Below are 18373 nucleotides of genomic sequence, written 5' to 3' on the forward strand. Positions count from 1 at the left end.
AACGGATGCGAGCTTGTGAAAGCGGCGAGGCAGAATGACTTTGTTTATCAGGCGGTATATCGATACCTCACGCTGCTGATAGACGAGGCGGGAAGTGGCTCGGCGGTGCGTTTGCCATCACTGCGACAATTGGCGGATCGGCTCAATGTGTCGATCTCGACGGTCCAGTACGCATATTCGCTGCTGGAAAAGGAAGGCCGGGTCTATTCAATCGCCAAATCCGGATACTACGCGCAAGCGCTACACGTAACGGACTCACCCGATAGCGGCAGTGATTTGCTGGAAACCGTTTACGTCAATGCCAGGCGCCCGGGCATGTGCGTGCTGAGCGCCGATGAGCCGGCCTCTCTGCAACCGCTGGACAGTCCATTATTGATGCTGGAGCGGGAACTGCTGCGTCAATATCCACGCCAGCCGCAAGCGCTGGTGCAACCTTGCGGAGAACTTGAACTGCGCACGGTAATGGCCGCGCGTTATACCTCGTCCACCGCCAATTACTGGCGTGCGGATGACGTCTACATCGGCGCAGATCTGCGCGGTGTCCTGGACATTCTGATTTCCGTGCTTGAGTTACGTCGCGCCACCGTGGTCGTCGAGTCGCCCTGTGACTGGGTGATCCTGCGTCTGCTGGAAGCCGCCGAGGTGCGTGTGATCGAACTGCCGTTTGCCGCTGGCGCGATTGATCTGCAGCGGCTGGAGTCGGTACTCAAGAGTGAGCCGGTGCGTTTGATCCTGTTGTCTTCGGCGTTGAGCATGCCACGGGGCAGCCTGATACCGCTGAGCAACCAACAGGCAGTCGCGCATTTGCTCGGGCGCCATGGCACTTGGGTGCTGGAAAACGATTGTTACAGCGAACTCCACGAAGGAGGGAGCGCCCAACGATTGCGCGACTGGCTGGACCCTGATCGTCTGCTGGTGTTTTCCACGTTCGAGAAGTTCATCGGTGCCGAGGCACCTTTCGGCATATTGCTCTCACGGCAGTGGCGCAACGAGTTGCAGCGGCATTTTCTGTTGCGCGCGTTTCGCTTGTCGCCGATCCGTCAGAAGGCCGTTGCCAGGCTGTTGGCGGGTGGTCGGCTGGATCAGCATTTGTTGATCTTGAGACGAATGCTCAAGGAGCGTCGCACGCAATTGATTGAGCTGCTGCGCGAACGCCTCGGCGATGCGTTGCAGGTTGTCGAGCCCCAAGGTGGCGCGACCGTGTGGGTGCGTTCTCTGCGGCCGGTCAACATGGCGCAGGTGTTCCAGTGCCTGTTGAGGCAGCAGATCATTATTGCGCCGGGCGAACTGTTCAGCCTGCAAGGCCTGCATGCGCAGCATGTGCGGTTGAGTCCGCTGAGCCACGGCGAGCATGACCTGACCCGCGTGGTCGGCCTGCTCGGTGACGCCTTGCGCCTGGCACCCGGTGAATAACGTTAAAAAACATCGAGAGCGTCCCGGATAGATCCCATCGCACTGCGGTCAAACTGCCAGTAAACTGCGCTCTATTCCTGAACCACTCTATTTCAGAGGTTTTGCATGACACTCAGTCCTTTTGCGGGCAAACCGGCACCGGCAGAATTGTTGGTCGATATCCCGCGACTGGTAACGGCTTACTACACCGGACAGCCCGACGCCTCGATTTCCACCCAGCGTGTGGCGTTCGGTACATCCGGACACCGGGGCAGCTCGTTCGACTTGAGTTTCAACGAATGGCACGTTCTGGCCATCAGCCAGGCGATCTGCCTGTACCGCGAAGCCCAGGGCATCACCGGGCCGCTGTTTGTCGGCATCGACACTCACGCACTGTCGACCCCGGCCGGGGCCAGTGCGCTGGAAGTTCTGGCCGCCAACGGTGTGACGGTGATGATCGCCGAAGGTGATGAATACACGCCGACACCGGCCATTTCCCACGCCATTCTCTGCTACAACCGTGGCCGCACCTCGGGCCTGGCGGACGGCATCGTCATCACGCCGTCGCACAACCCGCCACAAAGCGGTGGTTACAAATACAACCCAACCAACGGCGGGCCGGCTGACACCCACATCACCAAATGGATCGAAGCCAAGGCCAATGAACTGCTGGCTGCCAAACTGACCGGTGTGAAGCGCATCAGTTACGAGCAGGCGCTCAAGGCCAGCACCACGCATCGTCACGATTACCTGAACAGCTACGTAGCCGACCTGATCAACGTGATCGACTTCGACGCCATTCGTGACGCCAAACTGCGTCTGGGCGTTGATCCGCTGGGCGGAGCAGGGGTGCGCTACTGGTCGGCGATTGCCGAGCATTACCGCCTCGATCTGCAAGTGGTTAACAAGGAAGTCGACGCGACGTTCCGTTTCATGACCGTCGACTGGGATGGCCAGATTCGTATGGACCCGTCGTCCAGCCATGCGATGCAAGGCCTGATCGGCTTGAAAGAGCGTTTCGACGTTGCCTTCGCTTGCGACCCTGATCACGACCGTCATGGAATCGTGACGCCGTCCGGTGGTTTGCTCGCGCCGAACAACTATCTCGCTGTCTCGATCGATTACCTGTTTCAGAACCGCCCACAATGGCGCGCGGACGCTGGCGTGGGTAAAACCGTGGTCAGCAGCGGTCTGATCGATCGCGTGGCCAAGCGTCTGGGGCGTCGTTTGTACGAAGTTCCGGTCGGTTTCAAGTGGTTCGCCGACGGCTTGTTCGATGGCTCGTTGGGTTTCGGTGGTGAAGAGAGCGCCGGCGCATCGTTCCTGCGCAAGGACGGTGGCGTGTGGAGCACCGATAAGGATGGTCTGATCCCGGCGCTGCTCGCCGCCGAAATGACCGCGCGCACCGGTCGCGATCCGAGCCAGGCCTACAAGGCATTGACCGATGAGCTGGGCGAACCGTTCTCGGTGCGCGTCGACGCCAAGGCCAATCCGGAGCAGAAAGCACTGCTAAGCAAGCTGTCACCTGACCAGGTCACCTCGACCGAACTGGCCGGCGAGAAAATCCAGAGCATTCTCAGCCATGCCCCAGGCAACGATCAGGCGATTGGTGGTCTGAAAGTGATGACTGAAAACGGCTGGTTCGCCGCGCGTCCGTCGGGCACCGAAGACATCTACAAGATCTACGCTGAAAGCTTCATCAGTGACGACCACCTCAAGCAATTGGTCGTTGAAGCGCAGACGCTGGTGGATGGCGCCATCTCCAGCAAGTGATGCTCGCAAGCGCATGATAAAAGGGGCAACCGTGATGGTTGCCCCTTTTTTTTGTCTGCCCTTCAGGCGATCAAGCCAAATCCACCAAGACGATTTCACTGTCCTCAATGGCCGTGACGCTCAGCACTTGCTCATGCGCCACTGCCACACCGTCTCGAGCTTGTGCACGCAAGCCGTTGACTTCAATCACGCCGGTGGCCGGTACCAGATAGGCGCGACGGCCCTCGTCCAGGTGATATTCCGCGGTTTCACCCGCCTTGAGATTGGCCGCGACCAACCTGGCATCGGCGCGAATCCGCAGACTTTGGTCATCGCCATCCTTGCCGCTGGCCAGTGTGACAAAGCCTTCACGCTGGCCTTTCGGAAAGGGTTTGGCACCCCAAGATGGCGGGGCGCCGGTTTCCGTCGGCAGAATCCAGATCTGGAAGATCTTGCTGTCTTTCGCTTCCAGGTTGTATTCGCTGTGAGCGATGCCGGTGCCGGCGCTCATCACTTGCACATCGCCAGCCTCGGTGCGGCCCTTGTTGCCCAGGTTGTCTTGGTGAGTAATCGCACCTTCACGGACATAGGTGATGATTTCCATGTCGCGGTGCGGATGCTGCGGGAAGCCAGTGCCGGCAGCGATCACGTCATCGTTCCACACCCGCAGGTTGCCCCAGTTCATGCGCTGTGGGTCGTAGTACTCGGCGAACGAAAAGTGGTGATGGGCATCCAACCAGCCGTGATGGGCGCCGCCTAGCGAGCTGAAAGGTCTGAGTTCAAGCATGATCGTCTCCTCAAAAGGTTCGTCATGGGGTGTGAATGGTTGACACCCGACGCGACACCGGTGGTTTATGACGGCCATCATCTATCAGTTAATGATCGATAAAAAGCGTAAAAAGTGCGGCGTTATGATCGAAATTCCAGATAAGAAAGCAGCTCGAAAGCGTCTCATCTCACCTTCAGTTCATCGCCTAAACCAATGACCTGTAAGCATTTCGCTAGAACTGAACGGCAAATACAGACACCATAGCCGCAACAGCCTCACACACTGGAGCCCGTCAGCGTGACGCAACACACCCCCGATCTTCCTCCCGAACTTCGCCCCTTGGCCGAGATGCCCTGGTTCAAACGCCTGGCTGCACGCTTCTTCGGCCATGGTTTGACGCGTCTGCGCGCGCAGCACCGGGCATCGTGGCTGCACGGCCAGGCCGATGGTTTCCGCAGCGGCCACACCGCTGGCGTCGAATATGGCTTTAAGGAAGGCAAGCTGGAGGGGCTGGAAGAAGGCCGGCAGGTACTGCTGATCCGTGACAGCCGCAACACTGAGCATCGCCCGCCGAGCGTTGATAATCATCTGTTTGACGATTGGCGCCTGCCGCTAACGGCCGAGCTGAAAAAGCGCATGAAGGCCGATGTCGCGCGTTTATTGCCTGAGCATGCTCAGCCAAGCGTCGCGCAATGGAAGATGATTTTCAGCGAAACCCCCTCGACATCCGTGGTCGCCGGCGCTGGCGCGGGCAAGTCCACCACGCTGGTGCTGCGCATCCTGCTGCTCAACCACTATCTGGGCTTTGAGCTGGATTCGATGACTGTGGTGACCTTCACCCGCGAGTCGCGCAAGGATTTCATCAACAAATTGATTGAGCTGTTCGCGCTCTGGGGCCAGGCGCTGAATCTGCGCCAGGCGCGCGAACTGGTGCGTACATTCCACTCGCGCATTCTGCCGATGGTGCGCAGCTTGCCGGGATTTGAGCGCTTGCAGGCCTTTGAAAACCTCAGTCATCGAGCGCAAGGTGCTGACGAGGAGGTCGACAGTAACCCGTTCGACCTGCGCATCAACGATGCGCAACGCCAGCAACTCAACGCCTGCTATCACCGCTTGTTCAACCAGGACGAGCGTTTTCGCCAATTGATTCAGCCATTGTCTCGCGCCGGTTTGCAGCTCAAGGAGCTGGAGCGTGATCACCCGGACGTGCAGAAGCGCGTAGCGGTAACGCAGCTGGCCTCCCAGCGCGACGAAGAACTGTGCGATGCCATCGAAGATCTGTGGTTCCGTGCCGGTGCCTGGCCGATCAAGGGCATTGAGCCGAACCGGCAGATTTTCGACATCAACGGCGCAAAATTCCATTGCCACGGCTACATTCCGAGTCTGGATGCGTGGGTAGTGTTAGGTTTCGACCCACGGGAAAACCCGCAGGTGAGCCGGCCAAATGCCAAGCTCGGCATACGCGCAGAATGGGCGGTGAAGCGCACTCTGTTTCAAGCTTTCTGCCGTAAGCCGTTGATTTGGCTTGATAGTTATGAGTCTTCAAGGCGTGTTCTAGCAACCTTGGCGGGCGATGCGAGTGCCGGGCCGGGCTTCGATTACAAGGTCAAGGGCGAGTTGGCTTCCGCTCCTTTGCTCGACTGTTTTGTCGCAGCGGCAGGCTTCATCGAGAACCTGGGCCTGGATGTGCCTGACGCCGTCAGCCGCATGAGCTTTGCCAAGGATGACCCGGACCGGTTTTTCTTTGAGGCCCTGAGTCTGTTCTGGCGGACTTTTGAAGATCATCTGCTCGATCAGAAACCGCCGGTCATGACTTACAACCGCATGTTCGCGCTGTTCAGCGAGCATTCGCCGGGGAACCTCAAGCTGTTGAGCGACGAGTTACTCAGGCCGTTGTCGCACTTGATGATCGACGAATTTCAGGACGTTTCGCCACAGATCGTCTCGTGGATTCGCGCAAGTCTGGCGGAAATCCGCAGTCGTGGCCCGGCCATGCACGTCGGGCGGGGCGCGCAGCGTTCGTCGTTGCTGTGCGTCGGTGATGACTGGCAGTCGATTTACGGCTGGCGCGGCAGTTCGCCGAGCTACTTCATGGCGTTCGACAAGGAATTCCCGTCGCCGAGCACCACGCGGGTGATGCTCAGCGATAACTACCGCAGCCACCAGCACATCATTGATGCCGCTGAACATATCGTCCGCGCCGCCCCAGCGATCCCCGGCAAAAAGGCCAAGGCCAGCGGCGCACCCAAGCCGCTGCAGCCGGTCAATGTGCTGGAGCGCGACGATCAGGCTTTGGGTCAGCGCCTCGCCGAACACTATCGTCAAGGTCATTCAATCTTGATGTTGTATCGAAAAAGCAGCGATAAGTTATTGATTGAACAGCATATTCAGTCCGTAGTTAATGTGGATTCGAGCTTGCCATACGAGGCGCGGCGCCTGAAACAACTGACCTACCACAGCGCCAAAGGCCTGCAGGCAGATGCAGTGTTCTTGCTCGGTGACTGTCAGCACCTGACCAGCTCGCCCTACAAGAACCAGGTTTATCGCATGGCAGGTTTGGGTAAATCGGGTGACAGCGAACCGTACGACAGTGCGCAAAAGGACGAGATCCTGCGCCTGGCCTACGTCGGTATTACACGAGCTGTCAGCCATTGCTACTGGTATGTCGAACCGCAGGAAGCGCAAGCGGTGAATATGCCCAGGGCGTCTGACCGGGTGGCCAAGGGTAAGCCGTTCTTCGTTGATCACCGCATCACCAAACAAACCGCATAGGCACAAAAAAGCCCACAGAAATGTGGGCTTTTTTGTTTTAAATCATAAGCTTATGCGTAACTCCTGAGAGACTCCGGAGGTACGAAAGCTTCCAGCTCATCCTCCACAGCCTCGATGATTCGCTCGACATCCGCTGCATTCATCACCGTCGCGCACGGGATGCCGGCGATGGCGATCATGGTTTCGCCACTGGCGCGATCAAACAGACGGGCGATCATGCTGCCCGGCGCGTCCATCGTCGCCTCGAAACCCATGGGATGAAAATGCCAGCGCATCAGTTGGCATGCATTGGGGAACGTGACTTTGCTTGACCCTTTATTCATGTGTTGCCCGCCTTCTTCATCGAGCGCTTCCGTTTGCTCATGTTAGGTGGGAAGAGCCTTCATTGGCTCAACCGGTGACTGACATTAAAAGTAGCATCCGGATGTGAAATTCCTGTGAGATTTTTCAGTTCATTTTGCGATTGCTTCGCATTTTTTGATGTAAGTCACGGCCTACGCAATCGTCGCCAAATGGCCACTACGGATTAGTCATTGAAGCCCGCGCCGAACTTCGGCAAGCTCGATTCTTTTGCGCCGAGCCCTTTATGTACGCCGACGACGACGGCCCAGAACAGACCCAGGCCACGGCCGCCACGGTCATGCGCTATCACCTGAGCTGGAAGCACCGTGACCTCGACAGCGTCATGGCGCTGTACCACCCGGACATCCAGTACAACGATTTCTTCCAGAACCGCGTGCTCGGCCTCGACGAGTTACGCGAATACGTGCGCGTCAGCATGCCGCGCGAATCCGACGAACTGCTTGAGCATTGCGACCGCATTCGCGTCGACGGCAACACCGCGTTCATTCAATACGAAGTGACCTTGCGCGGCGGCGACGGGCTGGTGTCGTTTCGCTCCAGCGAGGCGATCACGGTCAGGGACGGCTTGATTTGGCGGGTCAACGAATATGCCTCGCTGGTGCGCACGCAAACTGCCGGCACGGCCTCGTCAAGTCAGCGCCCGGCGGTCAGCCGCCTGGGTCTGTCGCCGCGCCAGTTGAGTTTCATGGCTGAAGACCTGCAACAGTACTTCGAAAAGCAGCAGCCGTACCTCGATCCCGAACTCGACTTGCAGCGAGTGGCAAAGGAGTGCGGTTACAGCCGCAATCAGATTTCCTATCTGCTCAATCAGGTGCTCGGGCAAAGCTTCTACCGCTATGTCAATCAGGCACGCCTGCAACATCTGCTGCGCTCCCTCGACAACGCCACGCCGCCGGTGCGCATCGATGAACTGGCGTTCGCTGCCGGTTTCAACTCGTTGTCGGCGTTCTACAGCTGTTTTCGACAGCACACTGGCCAGTCACCGAAGGCTTACGTTAAACAAATTTCTTTGCGGACACGCGCGCAAGACTTCTCCTGAGCCCGAGCACTAGGATCGACGCCATCGAAGAATTTCAGTGGCGGAGTCTTGCATGCCGGCGTGGCGCACTATCAGTTTGTGGATGGATCAACTCGATGAGCCGCTGACCGCGCGGCCCGAGCTTGAGCGGGATCTGGACGTCGATGTGACGATCATCGGCGCCGGTTACACCGGGCTGTGGACGGCGTACTACCTGAAAAAACTCGCGCCGGGCCTCGACATTGCGATTGTCGAAGCGCAGACCGCCGGATTTGGCGCCTCTGGGCGTAATGGCGGCTGGCTGATGGGCAATCTGCTTGGCGAGGACCGTCTGCTGGCCGGGCTGTCGCCGCAGCAGCGCCGCGCTTCTTTTGATCTGCTGCACAGCATTCCCGATGAAGTGGAGATTGTCCTCGAACGCGAAGGCATTGACTGTGATTACCGCAAGGGCGGGGTGCTGTATTGCGCCGCTCGCTATCCAGAACAGGAAGCCACGCTGCGTGAATATCTGGCCAAACTGCACGCCCAGGGCCTGACCGACGACGATTACCGCTGGCTCAGCCCCGAGCAACTGGCGCAGCAGATCCGCGTGGCCAAGCCTTATGGTGGGATTTACGCGCCGCACGTGGCGACCATTCATCCGGCGAAACTGGTCCGCGGTCTGGCGCGCACCGTGCAGAACATGGGCGTGAAGATCTACGAAAACAGCCCCGTCATCCATTGGCAGTCGGGCAGTTTGCGCACCGCGAAAGCCAGCGTGCGCAGTCGCTGGATCGTGCCGGCCGTCGAAGGCTATTCGGTGACCTTGCCGCCGCTGGGCCGTTATCAATTGCCGGTACAGAGTCTGATCGTCGCCACCGAACCCTTGTCTGCCGCGACCTGGGATGAGATCGGCCTCAATCGTGGCCAAGCGTTCAGCGAATTCAGTCGTCAGGTCACTTATGGCCAGCGCAGCGCCGACAACCGCCTGATCTTCGGCGCACGCGGCGGTTATCAGTTTGCCGGCAAGTTGCGCCACAACTTCGATCTGACCCGCGATGAAGTCGAGCTGCGCCGTTATCTGTTCGGCGAACTGTTCCCGCAACTGAAAAACGTGCAGATCACCCACGCCTGGGGCGGCAATCTCGGCATGTCGCGGCACTTCAAACCGCACATGCTCTGTGATCGCGCCAATGGCGTCGCGCTGTCCGGCGGTTATGGCGGGGAGGGCGTCGGCGCCAGCAATCTCGGCGGGCGCACGCTGGCCGATCTGATTCTTGAGCGCGACACCGAATTGGCTCTGCAGCCGTGGGTGCTGCCGGACGGCGGCATTCATGCACTGCGTGCGTGGGAACCGGAGCCGTGCCGCTGGCTCGGTTACAACGCGATCATCAAAAGTTTCGTCCACGAAGACCAGACCCTGGCCAACCCGGCGACTGCGCCATGGCGGCGCAAACTTGCCAGCCAGGTCGCCGGTTTCATGGAAGGTTTCATGCACTAAGCGCCGATTTACTTGAAGAAAGCCCAAAAGACAGGTCAGACCATGAGCATTACCCAGTTTAAAAACACTGCAACCCTGCAACTGGATGAGTCCAGCCCGGTGGCCGTGCCCCTCGGCGAGCCGATCGCGGTTGCCTCGACCACCAGCGTCGAGCGCGACGACGGCGTCGAAACCGGCGTCTGGGAATGCACGCCCGGGCGCTGGCGCCGGCAGATCACCGCACAGGAGTTCTGCCATTTCATTTCCGGGCGCTGCACGTTCACCCCCGACGGTGGCGGCGAAACCCTGCACATACAAGGTGGCGACGCACTGATGTTGCCGGCCAACACGCTCGGTGTCTGGGATATCCAGGAAACCGTGCGCAAGAGCTACGTGCTGATTTTCTGATTGTTTGATCCTTTGATTGCCTGCCAACAAAAAAGAAAACCCACACAGGAATCGATCCATGATCCGCAAGACCCTCGCTCTGGCACCGCTGATGCTCGCCGTTTCCCTTGCTCAGGCAGCGGAAACGGTCAAGGTTTACAACTGGTCCGACTACATCGCGCCGGACACCACCAAGAACTTCGAGAAAGAGACCGGCGTCGGTGTCACCTATGACGTCTACGACAGCAACGAAACCCTCGACGGCAAGTTGATGACCGGCAAATCCGGTTACGACGTGGTGTTCCCGTCCAACCACTTCATGGCCCGGCAGATTCAGGGCGGGGCGCTGAAGAAACTCGACAAGAGTCAGTTGCCGAACTGGAAAAACCTCAATCCGGTGCTGCTCAAAGCCCTGCAGACCAACGACCCGAACAACGAACACGGCTTTCCGTATCTGTGGGGCAGCACCGGCATCGGCTACAACATCGCCAAAGTCAAAGCCGTGCTCGGCGACAACGCGCCGGTGGACTCCTGGGACCTGATCTTCAAGCCCGAGTACATGGAAAAGCTGCAGAAGTGCGGTGTGGCGATCCTCGACAACGGCCCGGAATTACTCCCGGCGGCGCTCAACTACCTGGGCCTGCCGCACCACAGCAAAAATCCCGAGGACTATAAAAAGGCTGAAGCGCTGCTGATGAAAGTGCGGCCTTACGTCAGTTACTTCCACTCGTCGAAATACACCAGCGACCTGGCCAACGGCGACATTTGCGTGGCGGTCGGTTTCTCCGGCGACATCCTGCAAGCCGAGAACCGTGCCAAGGAAGCGAAAAACGGTGTCGACATCGGCTACAACATTCCCAAGGAAGGCGCGGCGATCTGGTTCGACATGGTCGCCATGCCCGCCGATGCCCCGGACGAGAAGGCCGGTTATGCGTTCATGAACTACCTGCTGCGCCCGGACGTGATGGCCGGCATCAGTAACTACGTGCACTACGCCAATGGCAATGAGCAGGCCGACAGCCTGATCGACCCGGCGATCAAGAACGACACCAAGGTGTATCCGAGCCCGGAGATGATGGGCAAGCTGTTTGCGCTGGAGGCGATGCCGTTGAACATTGACCGGATTCGCACGCGGGTGTGGAACAAGATCCGGACCGGTAGCTGACTCGCTTTTCCCCTGTAGGAGCTGCCGCAGGCTGCGATCTTTTGATCTTGCTTTTGAAAGGCAAAGTCAAAAGATCGCAGCCTCGTTTCACTCGTCAGCTCCTACAGTTTGGGTGAGCCATTTGGTTGATATCAATACACTGGCATCGCACTAATAAAGTGCAGCAAAGTGAGACGCGCCTAACAGAAAACAACTTACCCATATTTAATATTTAAATAGAAAATCGTCAGACAATTAGGCAAAAGCCGCGCAACTAAAACATTCTTTCACCTCCGCACGCTTTGTTTACGGCAGTTTTGCGAAACAGCCCGATTTGATCTCAAAAAAATCCTTTACGGCAGATTTCAAATTGTGTCAGGTTTCTTACGCCTTCATTGGGCGAGTGATAGGACGATCTCGCCAGAGAGAGTCCTATCGGACAAAAACTGTTCCATTGCTAAACAAGGAAGTGTGTTTATGTCGAAAGTAAAAGCGAATGCTATTGATACCGCCGAACAGGCTTTTCTGCTGTCCGCGGCGCCTCAACCACTGGCCGCAGCCAGTTCGGCGTACAACCAGATCAATAGCTTCAGCCATCAGTACGATCGTGGCGGCAACCTCACGGTCAATGGCAAACCCTCCTTCTCCGTCGACCAGGCCGCAACCCAGTTGCTGCGCGACGGCGCTGCCTACCAGGACAAGGACGGCAGCGGCAAGATCGAACTCACCTACACGTTCCTGACTTCGGTATCGTCCAGCACGATGAACAAGCACGGGATCAGCGGGTTCAGTCAGTTCAGTGCTCAACAACAAGCCCAGGCCAAGCTCGCCATGCAATCCTGGGCTGACGTGGCCAACGTGACCTTCACCGAGAAAGCCTCGGGCGGTGACGGCCACATGACCTTCGGTAACTACAGCGGTGGCCAGGATGGCGCTGCAGCGTTCGCCTATCTGCCAGGCACTGGCGCCGGTTATGACGGCACCTCGTGGTACCTGATCAACAGTGGCTACACGCAGAACAAGAACCCGGATCTGAACAACTACGGTCGTCAGACTCTGACTCACGAGATCGGCCACAGCCTGGGTCTCGCTCACCCTGGCGACTACAACGCCGGCAATGGCAACCCGACCTACAACGACGCTTCCTACGGGCAAGACACCCGCGGCTACAGCGTCATGAGCTACTGGAGCGAAAGCAACACCAATCAGAACTTCAGCAAGGGCGGTGTCGAAGCGTATTCGTCCGGCCCGCTGATGGACGATATTGCTGCCATCCAGAAGCTTTACGGTGCCAACACCACCACCCGCACCGGTGACACCACCTACGGCTTCAACTCCAACACTGGTCGCGATTTCCTCAGCGCTTCGTCGTCAAGTGACAAAGTGGTGTTCTCGGTGTGGGATGCCGGCGGCAAGGATACTCTGGACTTCTCGGGTTTCACCCAGAACCAGAAGATCAACCTCAATGACGCCTCGTTCTCCGACGTTGGCGGCCTGGTGGGCAACGTGTCCATCGCCAAGGGCGCGATCATCGAGAACGCCATCGGCGGTTCGGGTAACGATCTGCTGATCGGCAACAGCGTGGCCAACGAGCTGAAGGGCGGTGCCGGCAACGACATCCTCTACGGCGCTGGTGGTGCCGACAAACTTTGGGGCGGCGCCGGTTCGGACACCTTTGTGTTCGCGGCCAGTTCTGACTCCAAGCCGGGTGCGATCGATCAGATCCTCGATTTCGTCAGCGGTCTGGACAAAATCGACCTGACTGGCATCACCAACGGTTCCGGCCTGCACTTCGTCAGCAGCTTCACCGGTTCCGCCGGTGACGCGATTCTGACGTCGTCGGGCGGCAACAGCCTGTTGTCGGTGGACTTTTCCGGGCACGGCGTGGCGGACTTCCAGGTCAGCACCGTTGGCCAGGCAGCCACCAGCGACATCGTCGCGTGATGTAGCAGTGGAAAGCGGCGTGTGATGCGCCGCTTTCTTTGCTTGCATCGTGTTGGTCGGTAAGCAAGGCTACACGCCGGAGCGAATATTCCCATGAACAGTAAAGCTATTACCTACAAGGTGGCGGCGTGGCTTTCGGCGGCGCTCATGATGATTTCAGGAGAAACCAGTATGGCCAGCAGCCTCAGACTTGAAGAACCCTCGATGTTTGCGGGGCAATGGCAAGCGACGTTGTCTACCCGGGATGATGGTCGAGAAGCGCAAAAGCTGCAGGACAAGCCCTCGAACACTTGCCTGATCGACCTTGAATCCAATCAGACCTTGGGCAAAGGGGCCGACTGTCTCGGTGCATGGCTTGAGCAAACCCCGATCGGTTGGTTTCCCGATCCGGACGGCCTGTCGATTACTGGCAAGGAAGGCTCAAGAATCCAGTTTTTCAGCCGACAACGTGACGGGCTTTATCTGACCACTTTGAAGTCAGGTCTGGTGATTACGCTTGAGCGTGCAGCGCAATAGCCTTGATTATCCAGATGGCGACAAAGTTTTAATATAAAGCGCCAGGCTATGGTTATAAGTAACGCTGAGTGGCAACTGCACCGCATTTAATCGCTTGAGTTGTTATGAAAGTGTAAGCGGCAGACGAAAAAATCAAGTTCCGACGTTGTGCGGTTAATTAATTCGACTCTCGCCAATGAATGGCGGGAAATATTTTCCAGGAATAAACAATGAAGATGGCGAAGGCCCCAGCCACCGCGCCCTTATTCAAGGCATTGGGTGACTATAAAAGTATCCTGATCAGCGTCGGCTGCTTTACCGCGCTGATTAACGTGCTGATGCTGGTGCCTTCCATCTATATGCTTCAGGTCTATGACCGGGTGCTGTCCTCGCAGAACGAAACGACCCTGGCGATGCTGTCGCTGATGGTGGTCGGCTTCTTCGCCTTTATCGGCCTGCTGGAAGTGGTGCGCAGCTTTATCGTGATCCGCATCGGCAGTCAGTTGGAGCGCCGCTTCAACCTGCGCGTCTATCAAGCCGCGTTCGAGCGCAACCTGTTCAAAGGCGAGGGCAACGCCGGGCAGTCATTGGGTGACCTGACGCACATTCGCCAATTCGTTACGGGGCCTGCGCTGTTCGCGTTTTTCGATGCGCCGTGGTTCCCGGTCTATCTGTTCGTGATTTACCTGTTCAACGTCTGGCTCGGCGTACTCGCCACCGCGGGCGCACTGTTGCTGATCGGCTTGGCGTGCCTCAACGAATACATGACCAAAAAGCCGCTGGGCGAGGCCGCCGGTTATTCGCAGAAGTCCAGTCAGTTGGCCACCAGTCATCTACACAATGCCGAAACCATTCAGGCGATGGGCATGCTCGGTTCGCTGCGCAAACGCTGGTTCCAGGTGCACTCGCGGTTCCTCGGTCTGCAGAATCAGGCCAGCGACACCGGTGCAGTGATCAGCTCCTTGAGCAAAACCCTGCGCCTGTGCCTGCAATCGTTGGTCTTGGGGCTGGGCGCATTACTGGTGATCAAGGGTGACATGACCGCCGGGATGATGATTGCCGGTTCTATTCTGATGGGCCGCGTGCTCAGCCCTATCGACCAGTTGATCGCGGTGTGGAAGCAGTGGAGCGGGGCGAAGCTGGCTTACCGCCGTCTCGATGCGTTGTTGCAAGCGTTCCCGCCCAGCGACGACGCCATGGCGCTGCCGCCGCCGAAAGGCCAGATTACCTTCGAACAAGTCAGCGCCGGCCCACCGGGGCAACGCGCGGCTACGTTGCAGATGGTCAATTTCAATCTGAATGCCGGCGAAGTGCTCGGCGTGCTCGGTGCTTCCGGCTCCGGCAAATCGACACTGGCCCGCGTACTGGTGGGTGTCTGGCCAACCCTTGGCGGCACCGTGCGTCTCGATGGCGCCGATATTCATCGCTGGAACCGCGATGACCTTGGCCCGTACATCGGCTACCTGCCGCAAGACATCGAATTGTTCAGCGGCAGCATCGCCGAGAACATTGCCCGTTTCAGCGAGGCCGATCCGCAGAAAGTCGTCGCCGCCGCGCAACAGGCTGGCGTGCACGAAATGATCCTGCGCCTGCCACAAGGCTACGACACGCAACTGGGCGAGGATGGCAGTGGTTTGTCCGGCGGCCAGAAGCAGCGCGTGGCCCTGGCGCGTTCAATGTATGGCACGCCGAGTCTGGTGGTGCTGGACGAACCGAATTCCAACCTCGACACCGTCGGCGAAGCCGCATTGGCCAGCGCCATCGCTGCGCTTAAAGCGCAAGGCACCACAGTGGTGCTGGTGACGCACCGGTCTTCGGTACTGGCCCAGGCTGACAAGTTGCTGGTCCTCAATGACGGTCGTTTACAAGCCTTCGGCCCGAGTCAGGACGTGCTCAAGGCACTTTCCGGCCAGCAAGAACAACAACGGGAAAAAGCTGCACAGACACCGGGCGGGCTCAGCATGAGCCGACAGTATCAGCCCTCGACAAGGAATTCGGGTGTATGAGCAGCGCAAGCATGAACACTGAAAACGAAGCGAGCATGGAACACGCCTACATCACCGAACGCCCGGAGCGCGATGCGAAGTTTTTCGCGCGCATGGGCTGGATTCTGGCGATCGTCGGTGCCGGCAGCTTCTTCACCTGGGCGGCCCTGGCGCCGCTGGATCAAGGCATTCCGGTGCAGGGCACGGTCGTCGTGTCGGGCAAACGCAAAGCCGTGCAGTCGATGAGCAGCGGCGTGGTCAGCCGGATCCTGGTGCGCGAAGGCGAAATCGTCAAGCAGGGCCAGCCGCTGTTCCGCCTCGATCAGACGCAAGTCGCCGCTGACGTGCAATCGCTGCAAGCGCAGTACCGTATGGCGTGGGCCAGCCTTGCGCGTTGGCAGGCCGAGCGTGACAACCTCAAGCAAGTGACCTTTCCGGCCGAGCTGAGCAATGACCCGGATCCGCGTCTGGCACTGGTGCTGGAAGGTCAGCGCCAACTGTTCAGCAGCCGTCGCGAGGCGTACTACCGCGAGCAGGCCGGACTGCGTGCGAGCATCGAAGGCGCCACCGCGCAACTGGCCGGCATGCGTCGCGCGCGTACTGATCTGAATGCTCAGGCCAGCTCGCTGCAACAACAGTTGAGCAATCTGCAACCGCTCGCCGACAACGGCTACATCCCGCGCAACCGCTTGATGGAGTACCAGCGGCAACTGTCGCAAGTGCAGCAGCAACTGGCGGAAAACACCGGTGAAAGCGGCCGGGTCGAGCAGGGCATCCTTGAGTCGCGGCTGAAGCTGCAACAGCATGCCGAGGAATACCAGAAGGAAGTTCGCACGCAACTGGCCGACGCGCAGCTGAAAAGCGTGACCCTGTCGGAGCAATTGACTTCCGCCGGTTTCGACCTGCAACACAGCGAAATCATCGCCACCGCTGACGGTGTGGCAGTCAACCTCGGCGTGCACACCGAAGGTGCCGTGGTGCGCCAGGGGGAAACGTTGCTGGAGATCGTCCCGCAAGGCACCACCCTGGAAGTGGAAGGGCACTTGCCAATCAACCTGATCGACAAAGTTGGTGCGCATTTGCCGGTGGACATCCTGTTTACCGCGTTCAACCAGAGCAAAACCCCGCGTGTACCGGGTGAAGTCAGCCTGATTTCCGCAGACCAGATGGTCGATGAGAAAACCGGCGTGCCGTACTACGTGTTGCGCAGCAGCGTCAGTGATCAGGCCATGGAAAAACTCAACGGTCTGGTGATCAAGCCCGGCATGCCGGCAGAAATGTTCGTGCGCACCGGCGAACGTTCACTCCTCAACTATCTGTTCAAACCGCTGCTCGACCGGGCCGGCTCCGCGTTGACCGAGGAATAAGGATGTTCGGCTGTATGAATAAGCTTTCCCTGCTCGGCGCGGCAATGATGCTGCTCGCGAGTCACTCAGCAGCAGCGGCCATGGGGCCGTTCGAGATCTACGAACAGGCGTTGCGCAATGACCCGGTGTTCCTCGGGGCGATCAAGGAACGTGACGCAGGCCTGGAAAACCGTGCGATTGGCCGCGCCGGCCTGCTGCCGCGCATCGGTTACACCTACAACAAGGGCCGCAACACCTCGAAAGCCACCTCTCTGGATGAGCGCGCGCGTAACCGTACCGATGAGCGCAACTACAGCAGTTACGGCTCGGCCTTGACCCTGCAGCAACCGCTGCTCGACTACGAGGCTTATGCCGCGTATCGCAAAGGTGTCGCGCAGTCGTTGTTTGCCGATGAAAATTTTCGCGGCAAGAGTCAGGAACTGCTGGTTCGCGTGCTGGATAACTACACCAAAGCGCTGTTCGCACAGGATCAGATCGACATCGCTCAAGCGAAGAAGAAGGCCTACGAGCAGCAGTTCCAGCAGAACGAACACATGTTCAAGCAAGGCGAGGGCACGCGCACCGACATTCTTGAGGCTGAGTCGCGCTATGAACTGGCGACGGCTGAAGAGATCGAAGCACGCAATGAACAAGACGCGGCGCTGCGGGAACTGGGCGCACTGGTTGGCGTGCCGGCGGTGGATATTGGTGATCTGGCGCCGCTGGGTCAAAACTTCCAGACCTTCGCGCTGATGCCTGCCAATTACGACACCTGGCACGAAATGGCAGTGAGCAATAACCCGAATCTGGCCTCGCAGCGCCAGGCCGTGGAAGTTGCGCGTTATGAAGTGGAACGCAATCGCGCCGGGCATTTGCCGAAAGTCAGTGCTTACGCGTCGATGCGCCAGAACGAATCGGAAAGCGGCAACACCTACAACCAACGCTACGAAACCAACACCATCGGTTTTGAAGTCAGCGTGCCGTTGTATGCCGGTGGCGGTGTCTCGGCGTCCACGCGTCAGGCCAGCCGCACCATGGAGCAGGCGGAGTACGAGCTTGATGGCAAGACGCGCGAGACGCTGATCGAACTGCGTCGGCAGTTCAGCGCCTGTTTGTCGGGGGTGAGCAAACTGCGCGCTTATCAGAAGGCGTTGACCTCGGCGGAAGCGCTGGTGGTGTCGACCAAGCAGAGCATTCTCGGCGGTGAGCGGACCAACCTCGACGCGTTGAACGCCGAGCAGCAACTGTTCACCACGCGCCGCGATCTGGCGCAGGCGCGGTACGACTATCTGATGGCCTGGACCAAGTTGCATTACTACGCCGGGACATTGAACGAGCAGGATCTGGCGCGGGTGGATGAGGCTTTCGTGGTCGCTCAACAGCCCTCACCCTAACCCTCCCGAAACGTCGGACCGCCCAGAGGGAGAGGGGACTGATCGGAGGATATTTTAGAAGTACACCGACCTGATCGAGCGGCACCGAATCCAACATCGATCAACTCCGTTTGCCTTGGCGAGGATGCGCTCTACCGAATCCACAATCGACCC

At 58.7% G+C, this 18373-nt stretch carries 14 protein-coding genes; 12 read left to right on the top strand and 2 right to left on the bottom strand.

The genetic code is table 11. The features are described from left to right. The first annotated feature begins 15 nt into the window (after positions 1–15). Positions 16–1413 (top strand): PLP-dependent aminotransferase family protein, encoded by a 1398-nt coding sequence (locus ACI514_RS09945; protein WP_405123689.1) that lies wholly within the window; start codon positions 16–18, stop codon positions 1411–1413. A gap of 105 nt (positions 1414–1518) precedes the next feature. Next, a complete protein-coding gene (gene pgm / locus ACI514_RS09950; RefSeq protein WP_160058020.1) occupies positions 1519–3165 on the top strand; it encodes a phosphoglucomutase (alpha-D-glucose-1,6-bisphosphate-dependent) in 1647 nt (548 codons plus the stop codon). A 70-nt stretch (positions 3166–3235) separates the two neighbouring features. Here pgm and ACI514_RS09955 read toward each other — a convergent pair whose 3' ends face one another. Continuing rightward, positions 3236–3931 (bottom strand): pirin family protein, encoded by a 696-nt coding sequence (locus tag ACI514_RS09955; RefSeq protein ID WP_160058018.1) that lies wholly within the window; start codon positions 3929–3931, stop codon positions 3236–3238. A gap of 279 nt (positions 3932–4210) precedes the next feature. On the opposite strand from ACI514_RS09955, the gene ACI514_RS09960 reads away from it, so the two are divergent. Continuing rightward, a complete protein-coding gene (locus tag ACI514_RS09960; protein ID WP_405123690.1) occupies positions 4211–6685 on the top strand; it encodes a UvrD-helicase domain-containing protein in 2475 nt (824 codons plus the stop codon). A 50-nt stretch (positions 6686–6735) separates the two neighbouring features. Here ACI514_RS09960 and ACI514_RS09965 read toward each other — a convergent pair whose 3' ends face one another. Next, positions 6736–7008: a DUF1652 domain-containing protein gene (locus ACI514_RS09965; protein ID WP_038367758.1), complete on the bottom strand. Its 273-nt coding sequence runs from the start codon at positions 7006–7008 to the stop codon at positions 6736–6738. Positions 7009–7271: 263 nt separating this feature from the next. Between ACI514_RS09965 and ACI514_RS09970 the strand changes: the two genes are divergently transcribed. The 9 genes from ACI514_RS09970 to ACI514_RS10010 all read left to right on the top strand — a co-directional run bounded on the left by ACI514_RS09970 (position 7272) and on the right by ACI514_RS10010 (position 18220). Then, complete coding sequence (locus ACI514_RS09970; RefSeq protein ID WP_160058014.1) at positions 7272–8087, top strand: AraC family transcriptional regulator; 816 nt, start codon at positions 7272–7274, stop codon at positions 8085–8087. 52 nt (positions 8088–8139) lie between these two features. Then, positions 8140–9546, top strand: a complete 1407-nt coding sequence (locus ACI514_RS09975) for an NAD(P)/FAD-dependent oxidoreductase (RefSeq protein ID WP_405123691.1) — start codon at positions 8140–8142, stop codon at positions 9544–9546. 42 nt (positions 9547–9588) lie between these two features. Further along, the gene (locus tag ACI514_RS09980; protein ID WP_160058010.1) at positions 9589–9933 is read left to right on the top strand and encodes a cupin domain-containing protein; all 345 of its coding nucleotides are present in this window, start codon (positions 9589–9591) and stop codon (positions 9931–9933) included. A gap of 58 nt (positions 9934–9991) precedes the next feature. Next, a complete protein-coding gene (locus tag ACI514_RS09985) occupies positions 9992–11077 on the top strand; it encodes a polyamine ABC transporter substrate-binding protein (RefSeq protein WP_160058009.1) in 1086 nt (361 codons plus the stop codon). A 456-nt stretch (positions 11078–11533) separates the two neighbouring features. Further along, positions 11534–13000: a serralysin family metalloprotease gene (locus tag ACI514_RS09990; RefSeq protein ID WP_160058008.1), complete on the top strand. Its 1467-nt coding sequence runs from the start codon at positions 11534–11536 to the stop codon at positions 12998–13000. A gap of 93 nt (positions 13001–13093) precedes the next feature. Continuing rightward, positions 13094–13516: an AprI/Inh family metalloprotease inhibitor gene (locus ACI514_RS09995; protein WP_405123692.1), complete on the top strand. Its 423-nt coding sequence runs from the start codon at positions 13094–13096 to the stop codon at positions 13514–13516. Positions 13517–13725: 209 nt separating this feature from the next. Then, on the top strand, positions 13726–15501 hold the full coding sequence (locus ACI514_RS10000; RefSeq protein ID WP_160058006.1) for a type I secretion system permease/ATPase: 1776 nt from the start codon (positions 13726–13728) through the stop codon (positions 15499–15501). Then, positions 15498–16847 carry an HlyD family type I secretion periplasmic adaptor subunit gene (locus tag ACI514_RS10005; RefSeq protein ID WP_160058005.1) on the top strand — a complete coding sequence of 450 codons (1350 nt, stop codon included), beginning with the start codon at positions 15498–15500 and terminating at the stop codon, positions 16845–16847. Before ACI514_RS10000 ends, ACI514_RS10005 begins: the two co-directional genes overlap by 4 nt. Positions 16848–16849: 2 nt before the next feature. Further along, entirely contained in the window at positions 16850–18220 is a 1371-nt protein-coding gene (locus tag ACI514_RS10010) for a TolC family outer membrane protein (protein WP_405123693.1), read from the top strand. The last annotated feature ends 153 nt before the right edge of the window (positions 18221–18373 follow it).

Source organism: Pseudomonas sp. M20 (assembly GCF_045037865.1).
GTDB lineage: Bacteria > Pseudomonadota > Gammaproteobacteria > Pseudomonadales > Pseudomonadaceae > Aquipseudomonas.

Coding starts and splice junctions, on each gene's coding strand:
- pgm (WP_160058020.1), top strand. CDS start 1,519: ATGACACTCAGTCCTTTTGCGGGCAAACCGGCACCGGCAGAATTGTTG.
- ACI514_RS09955 (WP_160058018.1), bottom strand. CDS start 3,931: ATGCTTGAACTCAGACCTTTCAGCTCGCTAGGCGGCGCCCATCACGGC.
- ACI514_RS09975 (WP_405123691.1), top strand. CDS start 8,140: ATGCCGGCGTGGCGCACTATCAGTTTGTGGATGGATCAACTCGATGAG.
- ACI514_RS09965 (WP_038367758.1), bottom strand. CDS start 7,008: ATGAATAAAGGGTCAAGCAAAGTCACGTTCCCCAATGCATGCCAACTG.
- ACI514_RS10000 (WP_160058006.1), top strand. CDS start 13,726: ATGAAGATGGCGAAGGCCCCAGCCACCGCGCCCTTATTCAAGGCATTG.
- ACI514_RS09990 (WP_160058008.1), top strand. CDS start 11,534: ATGTCGAAAGTAAAAGCGAATGCTATTGATACCGCCGAACAGGCTTTT.
- ACI514_RS10010 (WP_405123693.1), top strand. CDS start 16,850: ATGTTCGGCTGTATGAATAAGCTTTCCCTGCTCGGCGCGGCAATGATG.
- ACI514_RS09970 (WP_160058014.1), top strand. CDS start 7,272: ATGTACGCCGACGACGACGGCCCAGAACAGACCCAGGCCACGGCCGCC.
- ACI514_RS09985 (WP_160058009.1), top strand. CDS start 9,992: ATGATCCGCAAGACCCTCGCTCTGGCACCGCTGATGCTCGCCGTTTCC.
- ACI514_RS09995 (WP_405123692.1), top strand. CDS start 13,094: ATGAACAGTAAAGCTATTACCTACAAGGTGGCGGCGTGGCTTTCGGCG.
- ACI514_RS09980 (WP_160058010.1), top strand. CDS start 9,589: ATGAGCATTACCCAGTTTAAAAACACTGCAACCCTGCAACTGGATGAG.
- ACI514_RS10005 (WP_160058005.1), top strand. CDS start 15,498: ATGAGCAGCGCAAGCATGAACACTGAAAACGAAGCGAGCATGGAACAC.